The sequence below is a fragment of the Aminobacter sp. MET-1 genome, from assembly GCF_026521175.1.
In the GTDB taxonomy this organism is placed as follows: Bacteria; Pseudomonadota; Alphaproteobacteria; order Rhizobiales; family Rhizobiaceae; genus Aminobacter.
Genome location: NZ_JAMSHL010000003.1, coordinates 130,331 through 145,627 on the forward strand (window position 1 = coordinate 130,331; position 15,297 = coordinate 145,627).

A 15,297-nucleotide genomic window follows, 5' to 3' on the forward strand; every position below is an offset into this window, starting at 1 on the left:
CATTGCCCTCAAAATGCGTCCGACGCCGAATTATCCTCCCCCGGGCGGGACTGCGCAAGCAGCCGAATTCAGGCGCTTTTTCAGACGCGTTCGCCCAGCCGCACCGCCGCCGGCGTGGTGCCGTAGACGCTGGCAAAGCGCCTGGCGAAATGCGAGCGCGAGGCGTAGCCGGCAATGCCTGCGGCGTCCGAAATGTTGCCCTCGCCCCGCACCAGGATGTCGTGCGCCAGCCGCATGCGCGCCACAGCCAGAACCTGGCGCAGCGACGTCCCCTCCTCGCCGAGCTTGCGCCTCAGCGTCGATGCGCCCAGGCCAAGCTCCCGGCCGATACCAGCCGCCGTCCAGCGCTTCGACGGCGCCGCCGCCACCAGCCAGGTGGCGCGCTCGGCCAGCGATTGCTCGAACAGGCAGGCGGCCGCCGGCACCTTGCGCAGCAGCATCAGGACCTCGGCCAGCCTGTGGCCGGCAAGCGCGTCGGCATGGTCGGAGGCGCTGAGCGAAATGGCGGCATGGCCGAGCGCATCGACGAGCTCGCCGCCGAGCGGCACCCTGAGGTCGAAGCCGGAGGGCGCCCGCGCCCCTCTCATCTCCATCACCCAGCGCGGCACCTCGGTGACGTCGACCAGCAGCGATTCATAGAGCCCATTCGCCTCTGACGGGATGTTGACCGCATCGAAGGCCTGCCCCTTCGGCAGCACGAACACGTCGCCGGCGACGAAACGCTGGCCGGCATCGCCCAGCCAGAACTCCTTTTCGCCCGACAGCACGATACCGATCCGGCTGGTCTCCGACACCACGCTTGTGAGCCGCTCGCGCTCGACGCAGCAATAGCTGAACAGTTGGCTCGCATGACTGTGCAGGCCCGGACCGCGCGCATTGCGGCTGGCCATGGCGAGCGGCTTCAACAGGTGCAGCAGGCGCTGCGCATGGGTTTGCCCGGGGATTTCGATCAGCGACGTCATGCCGGCAGTCTAGCGCCGCCGGCGACCATGTCGACCGCAGTTCGAGCGTTTCGGGCACATCGGAAGCGACATCGCGGCACATCTCGCCGGCGGCGTTCCAGCATCTTCGCGCCGCACAGATCGCGGTGCCACGGCTTTCAGGCCGGCCGGCCCCGCAAGCAAGGAGATATCCAGTGAGACCACGTCACGTGAGAAAAAGTCAGATCGTCTTCGCCGCCCTGATGGCGTTCCCGGCCCTCGGCGCGGCACAGGCCGCCGATGTCGAGCTCTGGCGGCTCGACTGCGGTTCGATCAAGGTCAGCGATCTCTCGGCCTTTTCCGACACCTTCCGCTACCAGGGCGAGGCGCGCACGCTGACCGACAGCTGCTACCTGATCCGGCACGACAGCGCCTACATGCTGTGGGACACCGGCCTGCCGGCGACCCTGCTCGGCGCCGCCCAGGAGGCCAGCCCCATGGCCCCGACGCTCGCCAGGACGATCAGGGAGCAGCTGGCCGAGATCGGCATAGAACCCGACAAGATCGAGACGGTCGGCATCAGCCACAACCATTTCGACCATGTCGGCCAGGCAACCGATTTCGCCCATGCCCGCATGCTGATCGGCAAGGCCGATCTCGAAGGCTTCCGCGCCGAACCACCCGGTTTCGGGGTCGATCCGGCGCTGGTCAAGCCATGGCTCGACGGCAGCGCCAGGGTCGAAACGGTCACCGGCGACAGGGATGTCTTCGGCGACGGCTCGGTGGTGATGCTGGCGACGCCGGGGCATACCCCGTCGAGCTATTCGCTGCTGGTCCGGCTGGCCGCGACCGGGCCGGTGCTGCTCAGCGGCGACACCGTCCATTTCGAGGAGCAGTTCGCAAACCACGGCGTGCCGCCGTTCAATTTCGACCGCGCCGAAAGCCTGGCTTCGATGGACCGCCTCGAGGACATGGCAAAGGCGCTGAAGGCAACGCTCGTCGTCCAGCACGACGCCTCAGACATCGCAAAGCTGCCGGCCTTCCCGGCGAGCGCCAGATAACGACAGGCAGGGCGCAGACGCTGCGCCCTGCCCGCCCTCCGTGGCGGCGTCTCTCCGGATCAGTCGAGGCGCTTTTCCATGAACACACTGAGCGGGTCTTCGCGATAGTCGCCGAAGGGTCCGCGCCGGATGAAGCCGGTACGTTCATAAAGCGCCAGCGCCTCGTGATTGGCGATGCCGGTCTCCAGCCGCAGCAGCGCAAACCCAGCCCCCCGGGCGCGCACTTCCAGGTCGCCGAGGATCGCCTTCGACAGGCCCTTGCCCCTGGCCTCAGGCACCACCCACATGCGCTTGAGTTCGGCCCACGCTTCGGCCCCGTCATCGGCAAGCGCGATCGCGCCGGTGCCGACGGCCGCATTCTGTTCGTCGCGCGCGACGACGAAATGCACATTGTCGGCCCTGAGTGCGTCCAGCGGCAGGAAGTGGTTGCTTTCGGCCGGATAGAGCGAGGCGCCATAGGCGTCGCCATCCTCGAGCAGTGCAATCACCTCCGGCGTCGCCGGATCTTCGCGGTCGATACGGAACACCATGATGGGGACCTCAGCGCTCGGTCAGGGCCAGCTTGGCGCCGAGCGCCACGAAGGCTGCGGCGAAGGTGCGGCGCATCCAGGCCATGACGCGCGGGCTGCCGGTGACCTTGTCGCGCACGGCAGCCGCGCACAGGCCGTAGATGGCGAAGATGACGAAGGTCGCCGCCATGAACACGCCCGACAGCTCCAGCATGCGCAGCAGCACGCTCGGCTCGCCCGGCCGGATGAACTGCGGCAGGAAGGCGACGAAGAAGATCGACAGCTTGGGATTGAGCAGGTTGATCAGCACGCCGTCGACCAGCACCTGGCGGGCGCTGCGGGCATCGGGCTGGTCGTCGATCTTGAGCGCGCCGTTCTCGCGCAGGCTCTGCCAGGCCATGTAGAGCAGATAGGCGACACCGGCATATTTGACGATTTCGAAGGCAAGCGCGCTGGCATGCAGCAACGCGGCGAGGCCGGTAAGGGCGGCCACCAGATGCGGCACGATGCCGAGCGTGCAGGCGAAGGCGGCAAGCACGCTTGCCTTGCCGCCGCGCGAAAGCCCCGCAGCCAGCGTGTAGACCACGCCGGTACCCGGCGAAGCGACGATGATCAGCGTGGTCAGCAGGAATTCGATCGACACGGCTCTCTCCCCTTGGAATGCGACGAACTTAGTTGAAGCCGTCACGTGGCGGAAGCCACCCGATTTCGCGCGCCTTGCCTTTTCCGGAAAGGCCCACTAGGAACGGGCCGCTGCGCCACGCGCACGCCGTAAGCGTCTCACGTCAAGCAACGCATTCAACCGGCCCGACCGGGAGGAATGCCATGTCTTGCGCTCTCGTGATCGATGCCGTTTCCAGGAAATATCCCCAATGACCTTCCATCCGAAGCCGCGCCGCAAGCTGCCGGCGCGTTATGCCGCCCTCGTCATGCCACTCGTCCTGTCGGTGCTGATGACCTCGATGGTCTCTGCCATCTCGACGCTGAAGAGCCTCGGCCCGACGCCGGCCTTCCTCGCCACCTGGCCGTCCGCCTGGGCATTGTCGTGGCTGGTGGCGTTCCCCACCCTGCTCCTCGTGCTGCCGCTCGTCCGCCGCATCGTGGCGCTGGTCGTCGAGGCTCCCAGGACATCGTGACCTCAGTCAGGGCGGCGCCTGCCGCCCTGCCTCCACCCGGCCGACACGGCTCTTTTCCACAGGCTTTGCCTGCGCCGACCTGCCCCAGCGTCCGCAACGGCGCGCGCGGCAAAACCATCCCCGCGCGCCAACCCATTGAATTGGCACAACAAGCTCCGTCGACATCTGGCCCAGATTAAAACTGGACTCTTCTACTCATGTATAATATTCGAACGCCGTTCAACCGGAAGCCCACATAAAGATCATGAAATTTTCGAGCCTGTTTGCAGCGGCGCTGGTTTCCGGCACCGCCCTCTCCAGCCATGCCCTCGCGCAAGCCCAGCAGCCCATCCTCGAATTCGACGGCAATCTCGCCTACGGACAGGGCACCGGCGGCCTCGGCGTGTTCCTGCCCTTCCTGCTCGATGGCGGCGATGCGCTGTTCTTCGACGCCAGCGGCAGCTTCGTCGAGGGCTCGGCCCGGCAGGCCTCGTTCGGCATGGGCTATCGCCATCGCATCGAAAACGGCTGGCTGCTGGGTGGCTATGGCTATTTCGACGTCTTCAACAGCGACCACGGCAACAGCTTCAACCAGCTGTCCTTCGGCGCGGAGGTGCTCGGGCCTGTCTATGAAGGGCGCGCCAACATCTACCTGCCGCTCGGCGGCGACAAGGTCGCAGCCGAGCTGAGCCATGCCTTCGTTTCCGGCAGCGAGCTCAAATTCCAGGCCGGACGCGAATTCGCCCGCACCGGCGCCGACGCCGAAGCAGGCATGCGCCTGCCCGTCTTCCCTCAAGACATGAATGCCGAGATGAAGGTGTTTGGCGGCGCCTACTGGTATGACGGCGCGCGCGGCCTCGACGACACGCTTGGCATCAAGGCGCGCACCGAAGTCAGCTTCGCCGGCCTGCCCGGCGTCTCCGGCTCGACCTTCACGCTCGGCGCCTCTGTGTCCCACGACAACGAGAAGAAGACCGAATTCGGCCTGACCGCGCGCCTGCGCGTGCCGCTCGGCGGCTCGAACCGCACCGGCAAGGCGGCCTTCGATCCGCTGTTCCAGCGTATCGAGCGCAGCGACTTCGTCCGCACTTACGCCGACGGCAACGGTACGGTCGAGGCAGCCGAGTTCGTCCATGGCGGCCAGGCGGTCGGTCAGGTGATCACCGTCGACGCCGCATCGGGCGATGCTGCGGCGATCAACGCAGCCCTCGCCGCTGCCGGCCAGAACGCGCTCGTGCTCGCCAATGGCACGATGACGCTGGCCCAGACCCTGCAGCTCGGCGCCGGCCAGCACATGCTCGGCGGCGGCGGCGTCATCGGCGTGCGCGGCCAGAACAGCCGCATCGAGACCGCCTTCCGCAACGCCGGCCAGGCGACGACGCTGAACGGCACCAATGCCGCCGCCAATGTCGTCACCATGGCATCGGGCAGCGAGATATCGAGCCTCGCCATCACCGGCGGCCTGGCCGGCATCGCCGCGAACGGCGCGTCCGGCATTTCGATCCGCGATGTCGACATTTCCAGGACGGCCGGCGACGGAATCCGTCTCGACAATGTCGTCGGCGCCACCATCGAGGGGGCCAATATCCACGACCTCTTCATCTGCAACAGCAACACAGCCTGCGAATTCGCCGTCGGCCGGCCCAACCTCGCCCCCCATGCCGCGATCGCCGCGCTCGGCACCAGCGGGCTTACGGTCCGCGACACCGTCATCGACAGCGTCACCTACGGCATCTTCGCCGGCAGCCGGATCGACGACAGCGACTGGCCGCCCGTCATCGCCAATGCCGCGCACGACATCGTCATCGACAACGTCACCATCTCCAGGTCGCGCCGCGAGGGCATCCTTCTGGTCGCAGCCGACGACGTGAAGATGAACAAGGTGACGGTCGACAATTCCGAGCAGGGCCTCGACATGGACCTGGTGGTGCTGCAGGGCACCTCGAACGTGACGATCAGCGACATGACGCTTTTGGGTGGCATCAACGGTCTGATGCTGGTCTCGGCCTCGACCCTGCCGGAGGAGGCGAAAACCACCAATGTGCGTGTCGACGGGCTCAGGATCGACGGCACGCGCAATGCCGGCGTCTTCTTCAATCCGGTGTCCGACATTCACCTGAAGAACGTCACCGTCACCAATGCCGGCACCTATGGCGCCTATATCTATGGCAGCGAGTGGGAATTCCTCGGCGGCCCGGTGAAGGACATCACCTTGGAGAACTTCCGCGTCGAAGGCGCACGCACCGCGGGCCTCTATTTCTCCGGCCCGGCGGAAAACATCCGCGGCGACGTCTCAGTCGTCGGCACGCCGCTCGACTGCCTCGCCGACCAGGGCGCATGGTCAGGCACCGCGCTGACCCAGACCGGCGGCGCGGTGCTCAGGCTCAACGGCAGCGAACTCGAGGCAAGCAGGCTCAAGACCACCTGCCGCTGACCTCCAGGAAAACTGCGCAGCGGTTTTCGGTGGCGCGGTTCCTTCTCGCCTTGTGGGGTGAGGAATGGTGGCCGAAGGCCAGGAAAAGCCAACGATTTGGCTTTTCCAACGACAAACGCGCGGCGCGGTAGCAAAGGGCCGGGCGCCGCGACCTTTCCTTCTCCCCCTGTGGGAGAAGGTGCCCCGAAGGGGCGGATGAGGGGTGTTGGACGGAACGCGGCGTTTCAGGAGGGCACCAGCCTCTGCCCTCTCATTTCTTCCAACACCCCTCATCCGTCTCGGCGCTGCGCGCCGATCCACCTTCTCCCAAAAGGGGAGAAGGAAGTTTGCGCCCTCGATGGCTTGTCACCTCCAAGGATCCGCACGGCGCAAACTGCGCGGGTCTTACGCCTGCCCCGTCAGGCGCTCGCCTTTTGCCTGAGGCCGGCAACGAAGGTCGTCACCAGAAGCGTTATCTGCTCCGACACGTCCCCTCGCCTGCCCTCGATGGCCTCGGTCGCATAACCGACGCTGACGATGCCATGGACGCTCGACCACAAGGCATGGGCTGCCGTCCCTCTCAGGCGCGGGTCGGTTATCAGGCCGCTCTTTTCCAGAATGTCGGCAATGAGCATGAAGCTGCTGGACAGCCGATCCTCGTAAGCCCTGGTTTCATCAGAGGGCTCCCCGGCAAGGCCGGTGGCCAGAAGCGACTGCCAGCTGCCGGGATTTTCGCCGACGAAACGCTGATAGACCCCGGCCAGCGCCAGAAGCAGCTGCACCGGATCGCTCACGCCTTGACGCTCCAGCTCGCCGAGCACCTGCTTGCCGGCAGCATCGAGCTTTTCCAAGAGCCTGGTGTTGACCGCCCGCAGGATGCCGGTCAGGTCGCCGAACAGATTGTAGATCGAGCCGACGGCGATCCCGGCCTCGCCGGCGATGGTGCGCGCCTGCAGCCTGGCAGCCCCGCCCTCGTTGAGCAGCCGCTCGGCGATGCCGAGCACCCGTTCCTTGGTTTCGTTGCGATCCAGCGCCATGTGATTCCTGTCTCTAGGGCCTGTGTCGAAGCCCTGCCCTTGCCATCCTGATAGCACGGACGACCTAAAATGAACATCGTTCAAAATTCCTCTTGAACAATGTTCATTTTATGGTAGCCTGCAAATATGAACAATGTTCATGGGAGGAAAGCATGATACGGAACGTCTTCAGGTCGTTGCTGGCAGTGGCGGGAGCCAAGGCTGAAACCGGTCTTGAAAACCGCTTTGCCATCGACCTGCTCGAACAGCACATCAGGAATGCCCAGTCCGGCCTCGCCGCCGCCAAGCAGACGCTTGCGGCAATCGTCATCCGGCACCGGGGCGAACAGGCGGCACTGTCGCGCCTCGCTTATCGCATCGGCGACCTCGAACAGCGGACCGCCAGCGCCCTGCAGGCCGGCTCGAACGAACTGGCCCATGACGGGGCGACCGTCATCGCCGAACTGGAGAATGAGCGCGCGGTTCGCCAGGCGACGCTTGCAGCACTCGAGCAGCGCATCACCCGCATGCGGCTGTCCATCGAAAAGGCCCATGCCAGGATCGTCGACCTCAACCAGGGCCTGATCTCGGCCAGGGCGCTCGACGCCGAGCATCGCGCCCAGCGCGGTCTCAACAGCTCGCTCGGTGGTTCCACTGGCTTCAAGGAGGCGGAAGCGCTCATCGCCCGCATCCATGACCGCAGCGACCCGCTCGAGGAAGCCTTCGTCATCGATGCCATCGACGACGAACTGAACGGCGATGCCGTTCGCACCAGACTGGCCAATGCCGGCCACGGCCGGCCGGTCAGGGTCGACGCGGCCCAGGTTCTTCAGCGTCTCGCAGCCAGCACCGAAAGCCCGCCGACCAACTGATCTCAAGTCGCAGCAACCCCAACTTTCAGCAATTCCAACTCAGCAACCCCAGATCTCAGCAATCTCAGTCTCAGCAACCAAGGAGGAAATCATGAGCCCGAACCAGACCTACATCCTGTTCAACGCCGCTTCCGTCGCCGTCGCCTATTTCATGCTGTCACTGTCCTTGTGGCTGGCGCCTGTCGATCTCTCGACCAAGGGCTATTGGGGCATGGGCGTGCTGCTGCTCACCGGCGCGCTGGTCAACCTGGTCAAGTACCGCATGGACGATCGCCTGGCCGCAGAGCAGACGGCAAAGATCGAAAAGGCCCGCAACGAAAAGCTGCTCAGCGAGTATGTCGGCAAGGAATGACCCTCTGGCCGGCATCTGGCCGGCATCTGGCCGGTATCTGGCCAGCTGTCTGGCAGGCCCGCGCGGTACACGCCGCGCGGGCCTTTGCCGTCATTCGCTGCCGGCGGCATTTTCTGCTATCAAGGCTTGCAGTTGGACCTCGGGCGGCAATGACGATGACCTCGCCCAGAATGCTGCTGTTTGCCATGGCAAGCATGCTTGTCGCCTTGGGCCTCGCCTTTGTCGGCGCGGGCGGCATGACAGCCTATTTTTCCAATCCGGCGCGCACCGCTGCTGCCCTCCTCACCATCGCATTGTGGCTTGCTGCCTTGTTCAGCGACGCAAATCTCAGCCGCGGCGAGCGCGAGGACCGCTCCGACCGCTGGGTGCTCGTGGCCTTCGGCGTCATCGGCCTGCTCAATGCCTTCCTGCCTGCCTATACCGACCGCTTGGACGTCTGGACCTTCGGCGGCGAAACCCTGCGCTGGATCGGCGTCGCGCTGTTTGCGGCGGGCGGCGTGCTCAGATTGTGGCCGGTGTTCGTGCTCGGCAACAGGTTCAGCGGACTGGTCGCGATCCAGCCCGGGCACAGGCTGGTCACCTCGGGCATCTATTCCGTCATCCGCAATCCCAGCTATCTCGGCCTGCTGGTCAATTCGCTCGGCTGGGCGCTGGTCTTCCGTTCAGGTGCAGGCCTGATGCTGACCGCGCTCACTTTGGTGCCGCTGGTGGCGCGCATCCGTTCCGAAGAACGCCTGTTGCGCCAGCATTTCGGCGCACCTTACGAGGCCTATTTCAGCCGCACCTGGCGGCTCATCCCCGGGCTGTATTGAAGCGGCGGCCCGCAGGGCCGTGTTCAATCAATGACGCCTCAGCCCGTCGCGCCAGGCAATGGCCTCGAGTTCGACGCGCACCGCCTCCTCTACCGGGATCACCGGCCGCGCCTCGAATTCGAACGCAGCGAAGGTCGAGCACGCCTTGTGGACGGCCACCGGGTCGTCGCAGTCGACAAGCATATGCCCGCCCCACTCCCCCACCCGCACCACGAACATCTCGATCTTGAAATTGGCCGGCGGCGTCCACTGGGTGAACACGTCGAGTATGCGCTTCTGGGCCTGCTCATATTCCGCCGCCGAACCTTGCGAGCGTTCGAACCAGTTGATCATGTATTTCATCGACCAGCCTCCACGATTGAGCCGCAACGGCAAACCGCGCCACATCCAACGAGGCGCGCCGCCATGGTTCCAGCTTCCAAAAAGACCGAGTTCAAAGGTCGCGCTGCATGCAAATGCAGGCCGCCGACAGCACGGCCCGGCAAAAATATCAGCACATAAATATTAGCACAATTGAATATACATTTGCACCGCCCGACCCGGCGAGATCAGTCTTTCGGCGCCACGCATTGCTGGTCGCGGAACAGCGCCCATTCCTCGCACAGATTTCCATCGGGCAGGCGGCAGTAGCCGGTTTCGTTGCCGGCCGCATCCTTGCGGATCTCCAGCCGTCCGCCGATCTTGCCGCAATGCACCGAGGCCGGGTTGGCGAGGCCGACCGGCTTCTGCGCCGGCGCCGCCGCCGCCCCCATGATGACAAGCGACATCGCCGCCAGTCCCGCCGAACGTGCCGCAAGCTGCCGCATCGCGCTCTCCCTGAAGCTTCCTGTCCATCGCTGCAACTAGAGTTGTTCAACGCAAAGGCAATTGCCAAATGAAAAAGCCCGGGAGCGTGCCCGGGCTTTTGGAAAATGCCGCGTTGCCAGCCTCAGGCCGGCATCGGCCCGGTATAGACCGACGCCGGGCGCAGCAGGCGGCCGGTGCGCTGCTGTTCCAGCGCATGTGCAACCCAGCCAGCGGTGCGGCCGACGGCAAAGACCGGCGTGAAGGCCTCGCGCGGAATGTCGAGCGCGCCGAGCAGGATCGCCGTGTAGAACTCGACATTGGTGTCGAGCCGCCGGCCCGGCTTGGCGCGGGCGAGCGCCTCGCGGGCATAAGCCTCGACCTCGGCGGCGAGCCCGAGATCCATGCCTTCGGAGCCCAGCGTGCCCACCGCGCGCTTCAGCACGTCGGCGCGCGGGTCGCGCACCTTGTAGATGCGATGGCCGAAGCCCATCAGGCGCTCGCCGCGCCCAAGGGCGGCGTCGATCCAGGGCGCGATGTTGTCGGCCGTGCCGATCGCCTCCAGCATGTCGAGAACAGGCGCAGGCGCTCCGCCATGCAGCGGGCCCGAAAGCGCGCAATAGCCCGCCGTGATCGCCATGAACAGATCGGCCTGGGTCGATGCCACGACACGCGCGGCAAAGGTCGAGGCGTTCATGCCGTGGTCGCTGACGGTGACCAGATAGGCATCGAGCGCTGCCGCTTCCGCCTCGCGCGCAGCCTGGCCACGCATCATCCTGAGCATGTCGGCCGCCTGGCCGAGCGTCGCATCGGGCGCCACCGGGGCAAGGCCGTCGGCGCGGCGCGCCAGCGCCGCCGCCAGCACCGGCATCGCGCCCAGAAGCGCGACCTCGTCGTCCAGCCCCTCCCCCTTGTCGATCGCCGCGATCGCGGCGCGGAAGCCGGCGCCGAGCGCCAGGCCTTCGGTGGCGGGCAGGATCTTGTCGAGGCGCGCAAAGGCCCGGACACGCGCCTCGCCGAGCTTCGCCCTCAGCGCGCCGGCGGCAGTTTCCTTGCCCGCCGCCGACAGCAGCCGTGCTGCGACACCTTCAAAGTCGGTCTCGGCCGCCAGCTGCGCCACGCGGCTGCCGGCGATGATCAGTTCGCCGCCCTCGCCGTCGACATGGGAAAGCGCTGTTAAGGCCGCGGTCACGCCGTCCAGCCCGGCGGTGGTCTGATGAAGTGTCATGGGCTCTGCTCCTTGGTGCGATGCAACAAAGATGCGGTGCTTTTCATATTGATCAATCTTGATTAGCTTGATCAATATGAAAAAAGCCTCCGAACCGCTCTATCTCTCCGCCCGCGAGGCCGCAGGCGAGCTCGCCGTCTCGCCGGCGACCCTCTATGCCTATGTCAGCCGCGGCCTGATCCGCTCCGAACCCTCTGACGACGCACGCGCCCGGCGCTACCGCGCCGACGACGTCCGTGCCCTGTTGGCGCGGCGCGCCCCGGCGGGTCTGGCAAGCGCCGGCGAAAGCGAAGCGCCGGTTCTCGACTCCGCCATCTCGACCATCACCAGCGAAGGCTCGGTCTATCGCGGCGTCCAGGCGGTGGCGCTGGCCGAACATGCGACGCTGGAACAGGCGGCGACGCTTCTGTGGGACATGAACGACGCCGACCCGTTCGCCGCCGCCAACATGCCTGTCGTCAGCGACACGATGCGGTCGGTGGCTTCCGTCACAACGGGCGAAGCACCCATTCCCCGCGCCATTGCCATGCTGGCGCTGGCCGGCGGCAACGATTCACGCGCCTTTAACCGCTCGCGCCAGGGCCGCGTCGAGGTCGGCGCCCGCGCCATCCGCCTGCTCACCTCGGGCATCCTCGGCACCACGCCCTCGCCCGCGCCGATCCATCGGCAGGTCGCCGACGCCTGGGCCCCTGGTCATCCGCACGCCCAGGCCATTTTCCGCCGCGCGCTGGTGCTGCTCGCCGACCACGAGCTCAACCCATCGACCTGGACGGTGCGCTGCGCCGCCTCGACCGGGATCAACCTCTATGATGCGCTGATCGCAGGGCTGGTCGCCCTCAAGGGCCCCAGGCATGGCGGGGCCGGACCGCTGGCCGCCCATATGGTCGCCGACTTCGCCGCCACCGATGTCGCCGCCAACATCCGCGAGCGTGTCGCCATCGGCGACCGCATCCCCGGCTTCGGCCATACCGTCTACCGCGACGGCGATCCGCGCGCCGACAGCCTGCTCACGTCCCTGGCCGAGGCTGGCGCCGACCGGCGCCTCGCCGTCGAAGCGCCGGCGCTCATCACCGAAGCCACCGGCCTGCATCCCAATATCGACTACGCGCTGGCGGTGATGGTGCGCACCTTCGGCCTGCCGATCGGCCACGAGACGGCGTTTTTTGCCATCGCCCGCTCCATCGGCTGGGTCGCGCATGCCATCGAGCAGCTGACCTCGGGCGTGCTGATCCGCCCGCGCGCCCGCTATGTCGGGCCCGCACTGGGGCGTGGCGGCGGCCAGGTCTCGAACTCATGAATGCGAATGATCGAAAACCGGGCGGAGAGCAAACAGGAAACCGTAAGGCCGCGCGATCGGGCCGCTGTCGCCAATGCGTGGCATGCCTTGCGGCAAGTCTTTTCGCGAGCCCTCTGGCGCACTGGAAAAACTGGTGTATCCCGGGACCATGATCACGATCCGACGTTCCCGCCCCGACGAGGGCGACCGCAACATCGAAATCTGGCGAAGCGCGGTTGACGCCACGCATGATTTTCTGACGCCTGCGGATCGTCTCGCCATCGACGACATGGTGTGCGGTTTCCTCCCGCAAGCGCCTCTCTGGGTGGCGGTTGATGAAAACGACCGCCCGCTGGCCTTCATGCTGATCGACGGTGGGCATATGGAGGCGCTGTTCGTCGATCCGGCCCATCGCGGAACCGGCATCGGTGCTGCCCTTGTGCGGCACGGTCTCGCGCTTCATCCCAAAATGACAACCGATGTCAACGCGCAGAACGATCAGGCTGTTCGCTTCTATGAACGAATGGGGTTCAGACAGACAGGCCGTTCGCCTGTCGACGGAAAGGGTCGGCCGTATCCGCTCATCCACCTGGAACATCTGAACTGATCGGCCGGCCTCCGAACTTCGATCCCGGCCACGTCATTGCGCCGAATGTAAGGGGTTCACAGCCGCTACGACCGGGATAGACTTCCCGACCGGGGAGTACAGCCGATGATGCGCAGGGAAATTCCGGCCGAGAGCCCGGAGGCCTATGTCGAGGCCTTGAGCGGCTGGCGCCGCGACATCGTCGAAGCCCTGCGCGCGGCCACGCGCGCGGCGGGCGATCCCGAGGCGCGCATCAAATGGGGCCACATCGTCTGCTTTTCCAATGGCCCGGTCCTGCTCATCCGTGCCGAGCAAGCGCGCGTGCTGTTCGGCTTCTGGCGCGGCAAGCGGCTGCGCCACATCGAGCCGAGGCTGAAGGCGGGCGGCAAATACCAGCTCGCCACCATGACCTTCGTCGAGGGCGACACGGTCGACATCGGGCTTGCCGAAACGCTCGTCCGCGAAGCCGTGCGGCTGAACAACGAGGTCGGCGACCCGACGAAGGGCGTCTAGGCCATTCGGCTGTCGACTCCATTTCGGCCAGAGTATGCATTCCGTCATATTCTGAAGTGCGGACATCGTTATCTGACTTTGAGCCAGATTGCTGACATTCTTGCCTGGAAAATATGCGGCTGCTAAACACGCGCCATGATGATGTTTAAGTCCACACTCTTCCCGCTGATCTGACGCTCCAGTATCGTCGTAGCATCCAGGTGCCCGCTTAAGATCATAACGGCCTGTCCCGAGTGGAGGCCGTGCGGAGAATTGTCGAATGTCGGAAGCTAATAGTTCCGGTCTGAGTGAGGCTCAGATCGCGCACTTCATTGAACATGGATACATCAAACTGGAGGGTGCCTTCGATGGCGGCCTTGCCTCACAGGGGCAGGAGCAGCTTTGGAGGGCCATGGGCCTTTCCCCCGACGCGCCAGAGACGTGGAAACAGCCGGTTGTGCGCTTGGGCTTTTTGACTGGCAAGCCTTTCGCGGAGGCCGCCAACACACCGCTCCTGCACGCATCATACGATGCCCTGGTCGGCGAAGGCCGGTGGTTGAGGCCCAATGGCCTGGGCACTTTCCCGGTGCGTTTTCCGTCACCAAACGATCCAGGTGATGCGGGATGGCACGTTGATGCAAGCTTCGGCACCGACAACCCCGACTTCATGCAGTGGCGGGTCAACGTGAAAAGCAGCGGCCGCGCCTTGCTCATGCTTTTCCTCTTCTCCGATGTCGGTGAATTGGATGCGCCGACAAAGATCAGGAAAGGGTCGCACAGCACGATCGCAAAGCAGTTGCTGCCAGCCGGAGAGGCAGGTCTCACACTCGGCGAACTGGCTGCTGACGGCTTCGCATCGACTGCCGACTGTGCCGAAGTGCTGGCCACCGGGGAGCCTGGGACCGTTTATCTCTGCCACCCCTTCCTCGTCCACTCCGCACAACCGCATCGGGGAGCCAGGCCCCGTTTCATGGCCCAACCTCCGCTCCTGCCGAAGGGTGAGTTTGACCCGTCGCTACCTCCATCTGCAGTGCAAATAGCCATCCGCAGGGCCATTGGGATGGAACTCTAGTCGTCAGGGGCCTGGGACAGGACCGTTCTGGGCCCCGCCTTCCTGAGCAATGTTTTCCATCAGGAATTGCGAAGACAATTTAGCCAGCGACGCCAAGATAGCCTGAAACCGCCCGGCGCAGCCGCGCCTGCAGATCGTCGAAGTCGCGCTCGCCGGCCCGAACCGCGGCGTCGACGATGCCCCTGGACAGCGCCATCAGGTCGAAGGCCGTCCGCTCCGGCTGGTCGATGCCGTGGTCGCGCAGGACGCCGACGATCAGGTCGCGCATGTCGGCCTTCAGCTGCACCGTCTCCTTGTCGAGCTTGAGCTCGAGCTCCTCATGCTCCAGCGCCTGCGCCAGGGCCGGTCGCCTGAGATGATGGCGCAGGCTCGCCGCCGCCATCGCATCGACGGCATCGCCAAGCCCCTTGCCTTCGGCCTGGCGGGCTGCACCGACGAAGTCGGCCAGCATCTCCTGGCGCATCCGGCGGACCAGCTCGGCCAGTATCGCCTCTTTCGCCGGGAAGTATTGGTAGAGCGTGCCGACAGAAACGCCCGCCAGCACAGCGACATGATTGGTGGTGAGTCCCTGGCTTCCCGACGTCTCCAGAATGCGAGCAGCCGCCTCCAGGATCGCAGCGCAAGTGACGGCACTGCGCTCTTGCCGCGGCGTCTTGCGGGGGTTCAGCCTGGACTGCAAGGCGTTCCTCGGATGCGAGTAGAGGGGGAAGCGAATATTCGCAATATTTCCCGCACCCGAACACGGGTCAACAGGCAAGTCGCCTGAACAGGGAGCCGACCGGGTCAGGGA

Annotated in this window: 18 protein-coding genes; 10 read left to right on the top strand and 8 right to left on the bottom strand. The window is 65.5% G+C overall.

Features of this window, described 5'->3' with window-relative positions; genetic code table 11:
• Positions 1 to 80 precede the first annotated feature (80 nt).
• Positions 81 to 962 carry a helix-turn-helix transcriptional regulator gene (locus NDO48_RS05625; protein ID WP_267321055.1) on the bottom strand — a complete coding sequence of 294 codons (882 nt, stop codon included), beginning with the start codon at positions 960 to 962 and terminating at the stop codon, positions 81 to 83.
• A 173-nt stretch (positions 963 to 1,135) separates the two neighbouring features.
• On the opposite strand from NDO48_RS05625, the gene NDO48_RS05630 reads away from it, so the two are divergent.
• Positions 1,136 to 1,981 (top strand): N-acyl homoserine lactonase family protein, encoded by an 846-nt coding sequence (locus NDO48_RS05630; protein WP_267321056.1) that lies wholly within the window; start codon positions 1,136 to 1,138, stop codon positions 1,979 to 1,981.
• 59 nt (positions 1,982 to 2,040) lie between these two features.
• Here NDO48_RS05630 and NDO48_RS05635 read toward each other — a convergent pair whose 3' ends face one another.
• A complete protein-coding gene (locus tag NDO48_RS05635; protein ID WP_267321057.1) occupies positions 2,041 to 2,511 on the bottom strand; it encodes a GNAT family N-acetyltransferase in 471 nt (156 codons plus the stop codon).
• A gap of 10 nt (positions 2,512 to 2,521) precedes the next feature.
• On the bottom strand, positions 2,522 to 3,133 hold the full coding sequence (locus tag NDO48_RS05640) for a LysE family translocator (protein WP_267321058.1): 612 nt from the start codon (positions 3,131 to 3,133) through the stop codon (positions 2,522 to 2,524).
• A 229-nt stretch (positions 3,134 to 3,362) separates the two neighbouring features.
• On the opposite strand from NDO48_RS05640, the gene NDO48_RS05645 reads away from it, so the two are divergent.
• Positions 3,363 to 3,626, top strand: a complete 264-nt coding sequence (locus NDO48_RS05645; RefSeq protein ID WP_267321059.1) for a DUF2798 domain-containing protein — start codon at positions 3,363 to 3,365, stop codon at positions 3,624 to 3,626.
• A 244-nt stretch (positions 3,627 to 3,870) separates the two neighbouring features.
• Complete coding sequence (locus tag NDO48_RS05650) at positions 3,871 to 6,039, top strand: right-handed parallel beta-helix repeat-containing protein (RefSeq protein ID WP_267321060.1); 2,169 nt, start codon at positions 3,871 to 3,873, stop codon at positions 6,037 to 6,039.
• Between the two features lie 398 nt (positions 6,040 to 6,437).
• Here the strand turns inward: NDO48_RS05650 and NDO48_RS05655 are convergent, their stop codons facing one another.
• Positions 6,438 to 7,055, bottom strand: coding sequence for a TetR/AcrR family transcriptional regulator (locus NDO48_RS05655; protein WP_018428839.1), 618 nt, complete (start codon positions 7,053 to 7,055; stop codon positions 6,438 to 6,440).
• A 152-nt stretch (positions 7,056 to 7,207) separates the two neighbouring features.
• Here NDO48_RS05655 and NDO48_RS05660 point away from each other — a divergent pair, with 152 nt between their 5' ends.
• From NDO48_RS05660 to NDO48_RS05670, 3 genes are all read left to right on the top strand, one after another.
• On the top strand, positions 7,208 to 7,906 hold the full coding sequence (locus NDO48_RS05660) for a PspA/IM30 family protein (RefSeq protein WP_267321061.1): 699 nt from the start codon (positions 7,208 to 7,210) through the stop codon (positions 7,904 to 7,906).
• Between the two features lie 91 nt (positions 7,907 to 7,997).
• Positions 7,998 to 8,258, top strand: a complete 261-nt coding sequence (locus tag NDO48_RS05665; protein ID WP_267321062.1) for a YiaA/YiaB family inner membrane protein — start codon at positions 7,998 to 8,000, stop codon at positions 8,256 to 8,258.
• A 155-nt stretch (positions 8,259 to 8,413) separates the two neighbouring features.
• Entirely contained in the window at positions 8,414 to 9,070 is a 657-nt protein-coding gene (locus NDO48_RS05670; protein WP_323848089.1) for an isoprenylcysteine carboxylmethyltransferase family protein, read from the top strand.
• 27 nt (positions 9,071 to 9,097) lie between these two features.
• On the opposite strand, the gene NDO48_RS05675 is transcribed toward NDO48_RS05670, so the two are convergent.
• From NDO48_RS05675 to NDO48_RS05685, 3 genes are all read right to left on the bottom strand, one after another.
• On the bottom strand, positions 9,098 to 9,412 hold the full coding sequence (locus NDO48_RS05675) for a DUF3303 domain-containing protein (RefSeq protein ID WP_018428843.1): 315 nt from the start codon (positions 9,410 to 9,412) through the stop codon (positions 9,098 to 9,100).
• Between the two features lie 206 nt (positions 9,413 to 9,618).
• Positions 9,619 to 9,876 carry a DUF333 domain-containing protein gene (locus NDO48_RS05680; RefSeq protein WP_267321064.1) on the bottom strand — a complete coding sequence of 86 codons (258 nt, stop codon included), beginning with the start codon at positions 9,874 to 9,876 and terminating at the stop codon, positions 9,619 to 9,621.
• Between the two features lie 122 nt (positions 9,877 to 9,998).
• Positions 9,999 to 11,081: a citrate synthase gene (locus NDO48_RS05685; protein WP_267321065.1), complete on the bottom strand. Its 1,083-nt coding sequence runs from the start codon at positions 11,079 to 11,081 to the stop codon at positions 9,999 to 10,001.
• Positions 11,082 to 11,157: 76 nt separating this feature from the next.
• On the opposite strand from NDO48_RS05685, the gene NDO48_RS05690 reads away from it, so the two are divergent.
• From NDO48_RS05690 to NDO48_RS05705, 4 genes are all read left to right on the top strand, one after another.
• Positions 11,158 to 12,378 (top strand): citrate synthase family protein, encoded by a 1,221-nt coding sequence (locus tag NDO48_RS05690; RefSeq protein ID WP_267321066.1) that lies wholly within the window; start codon positions 11,158 to 11,160, stop codon positions 12,376 to 12,378.
• Positions 12,379 to 12,526: 148 nt separating this feature from the next.
• On the top strand, positions 12,527 to 12,964 hold the full coding sequence (locus tag NDO48_RS05695) for an acetyltransferase (RefSeq protein WP_267321188.1): 438 nt from the start codon (positions 12,527 to 12,529) through the stop codon (positions 12,962 to 12,964).
• 105 nt (positions 12,965 to 13,069) lie between these two features.
• On the top strand, positions 13,070 to 13,456 hold the full coding sequence (locus NDO48_RS05700) for a DUF1801 domain-containing protein (RefSeq protein ID WP_267321067.1): 387 nt from the start codon (positions 13,070 to 13,072) through the stop codon (positions 13,454 to 13,456).
• A 259-nt stretch (positions 13,457 to 13,715) separates the two neighbouring features.
• Positions 13,716 to 14,507 (top strand): phytanoyl-CoA dioxygenase family protein, encoded by a 792-nt coding sequence (locus NDO48_RS05705; protein ID WP_267321068.1) that lies wholly within the window; start codon positions 13,716 to 13,718, stop codon positions 14,505 to 14,507.
• A gap of 79 nt (positions 14,508 to 14,586) precedes the next feature.
• Here NDO48_RS05705 and NDO48_RS05710 read toward each other — a convergent pair whose 3' ends face one another.
• Positions 14,587 to 15,186 carry a TetR/AcrR family transcriptional regulator gene (locus NDO48_RS05710; protein ID WP_267321069.1) on the bottom strand — a complete coding sequence of 200 codons (600 nt, stop codon included), beginning with the start codon at positions 15,184 to 15,186 and terminating at the stop codon, positions 14,587 to 14,589.
• Positions 15,187 to 15,297 lie beyond the last annotated feature (111 nt).

What these genes read in the sequence shown, in the direction of transcription:
- NDO48_RS05625 (WP_267321055.1), bottom strand. Translation starts at nt 962, where the DNA reads ATGACGTCGCTGATCGAAATCCCCGGGCAAACCCATGCGCAGCGCCTG.
- NDO48_RS05635 (WP_267321057.1), bottom strand. Translation starts at nt 2,511, where the DNA reads ATGGTGTTCCGTATCGACCGCGAAGATCCGGCGACGCCGGAGGTGATT.
- NDO48_RS05645 (WP_267321059.1), top strand. Translation starts at nt 3,363, where the DNA reads ATGACCTTCCATCCGAAGCCGCGCCGCAAGCTGCCGGCGCGTTATGCC.
- NDO48_RS05650 (WP_267321060.1), top strand. Translation starts at nt 3,871, where the DNA reads ATGAAATTTTCGAGCCTGTTTGCAGCGGCGCTGGTTTCCGGCACCGCC.
- NDO48_RS05655 (WP_018428839.1), bottom strand. Translation starts at nt 7,055, where the DNA reads ATGGCGCTGGATCGCAACGAAACCAAGGAACGGGTGCTCGGCATCGCC.
- NDO48_RS05660 (WP_267321061.1), top strand. Translation starts at nt 7,208, where the DNA reads ATGATACGGAACGTCTTCAGGTCGTTGCTGGCAGTGGCGGGAGCCAAG.
- NDO48_RS05665 (WP_267321062.1), top strand. Translation starts at nt 7,998, where the DNA reads ATGAGCCCGAACCAGACCTACATCCTGTTCAACGCCGCTTCCGTCGCC.
- NDO48_RS05670 (WP_323848089.1), top strand. Translation starts at nt 8,414, where the DNA reads ATGACCTCGCCCAGAATGCTGCTGTTTGCCATGGCAAGCATGCTTGTC.
- NDO48_RS05675 (WP_018428843.1), bottom strand. Translation starts at nt 9,412, where the DNA reads ATGAAATACATGATCAACTGGTTCGAACGCTCGCAAGGTTCGGCGGCG.
- NDO48_RS05680 (WP_267321064.1), bottom strand. Translation starts at nt 9,876, where the DNA reads ATGCGGCAGCTTGCGGCACGTTCGGCGGGACTGGCGGCGATGTCGCTT.
- NDO48_RS05685 (WP_267321065.1), bottom strand. Translation starts at nt 11,081, where the DNA reads ATGACACTTCATCAGACCACCGCCGGGCTGGACGGCGTGACCGCGGCC.
- NDO48_RS05690 (WP_267321066.1), top strand. Translation starts at nt 11,158, where the DNA reads ATGAAAAAAGCCTCCGAACCGCTCTATCTCTCCGCCCGCGAGGCCGCA.
- NDO48_RS05695 (WP_267321188.1), top strand. Translation starts at nt 12,527, where the DNA reads ATGATCACGATCCGACGTTCCCGCCCCGACGAGGGCGACCGCAACATC.
- NDO48_RS05700 (WP_267321067.1), top strand. Translation starts at nt 13,070, where the DNA reads ATGATGCGCAGGGAAATTCCGGCCGAGAGCCCGGAGGCCTATGTCGAG.
- NDO48_RS05705 (WP_267321068.1), top strand. Translation starts at nt 13,716, where the DNA reads ATGTCGGAAGCTAATAGTTCCGGTCTGAGTGAGGCTCAGATCGCGCAC.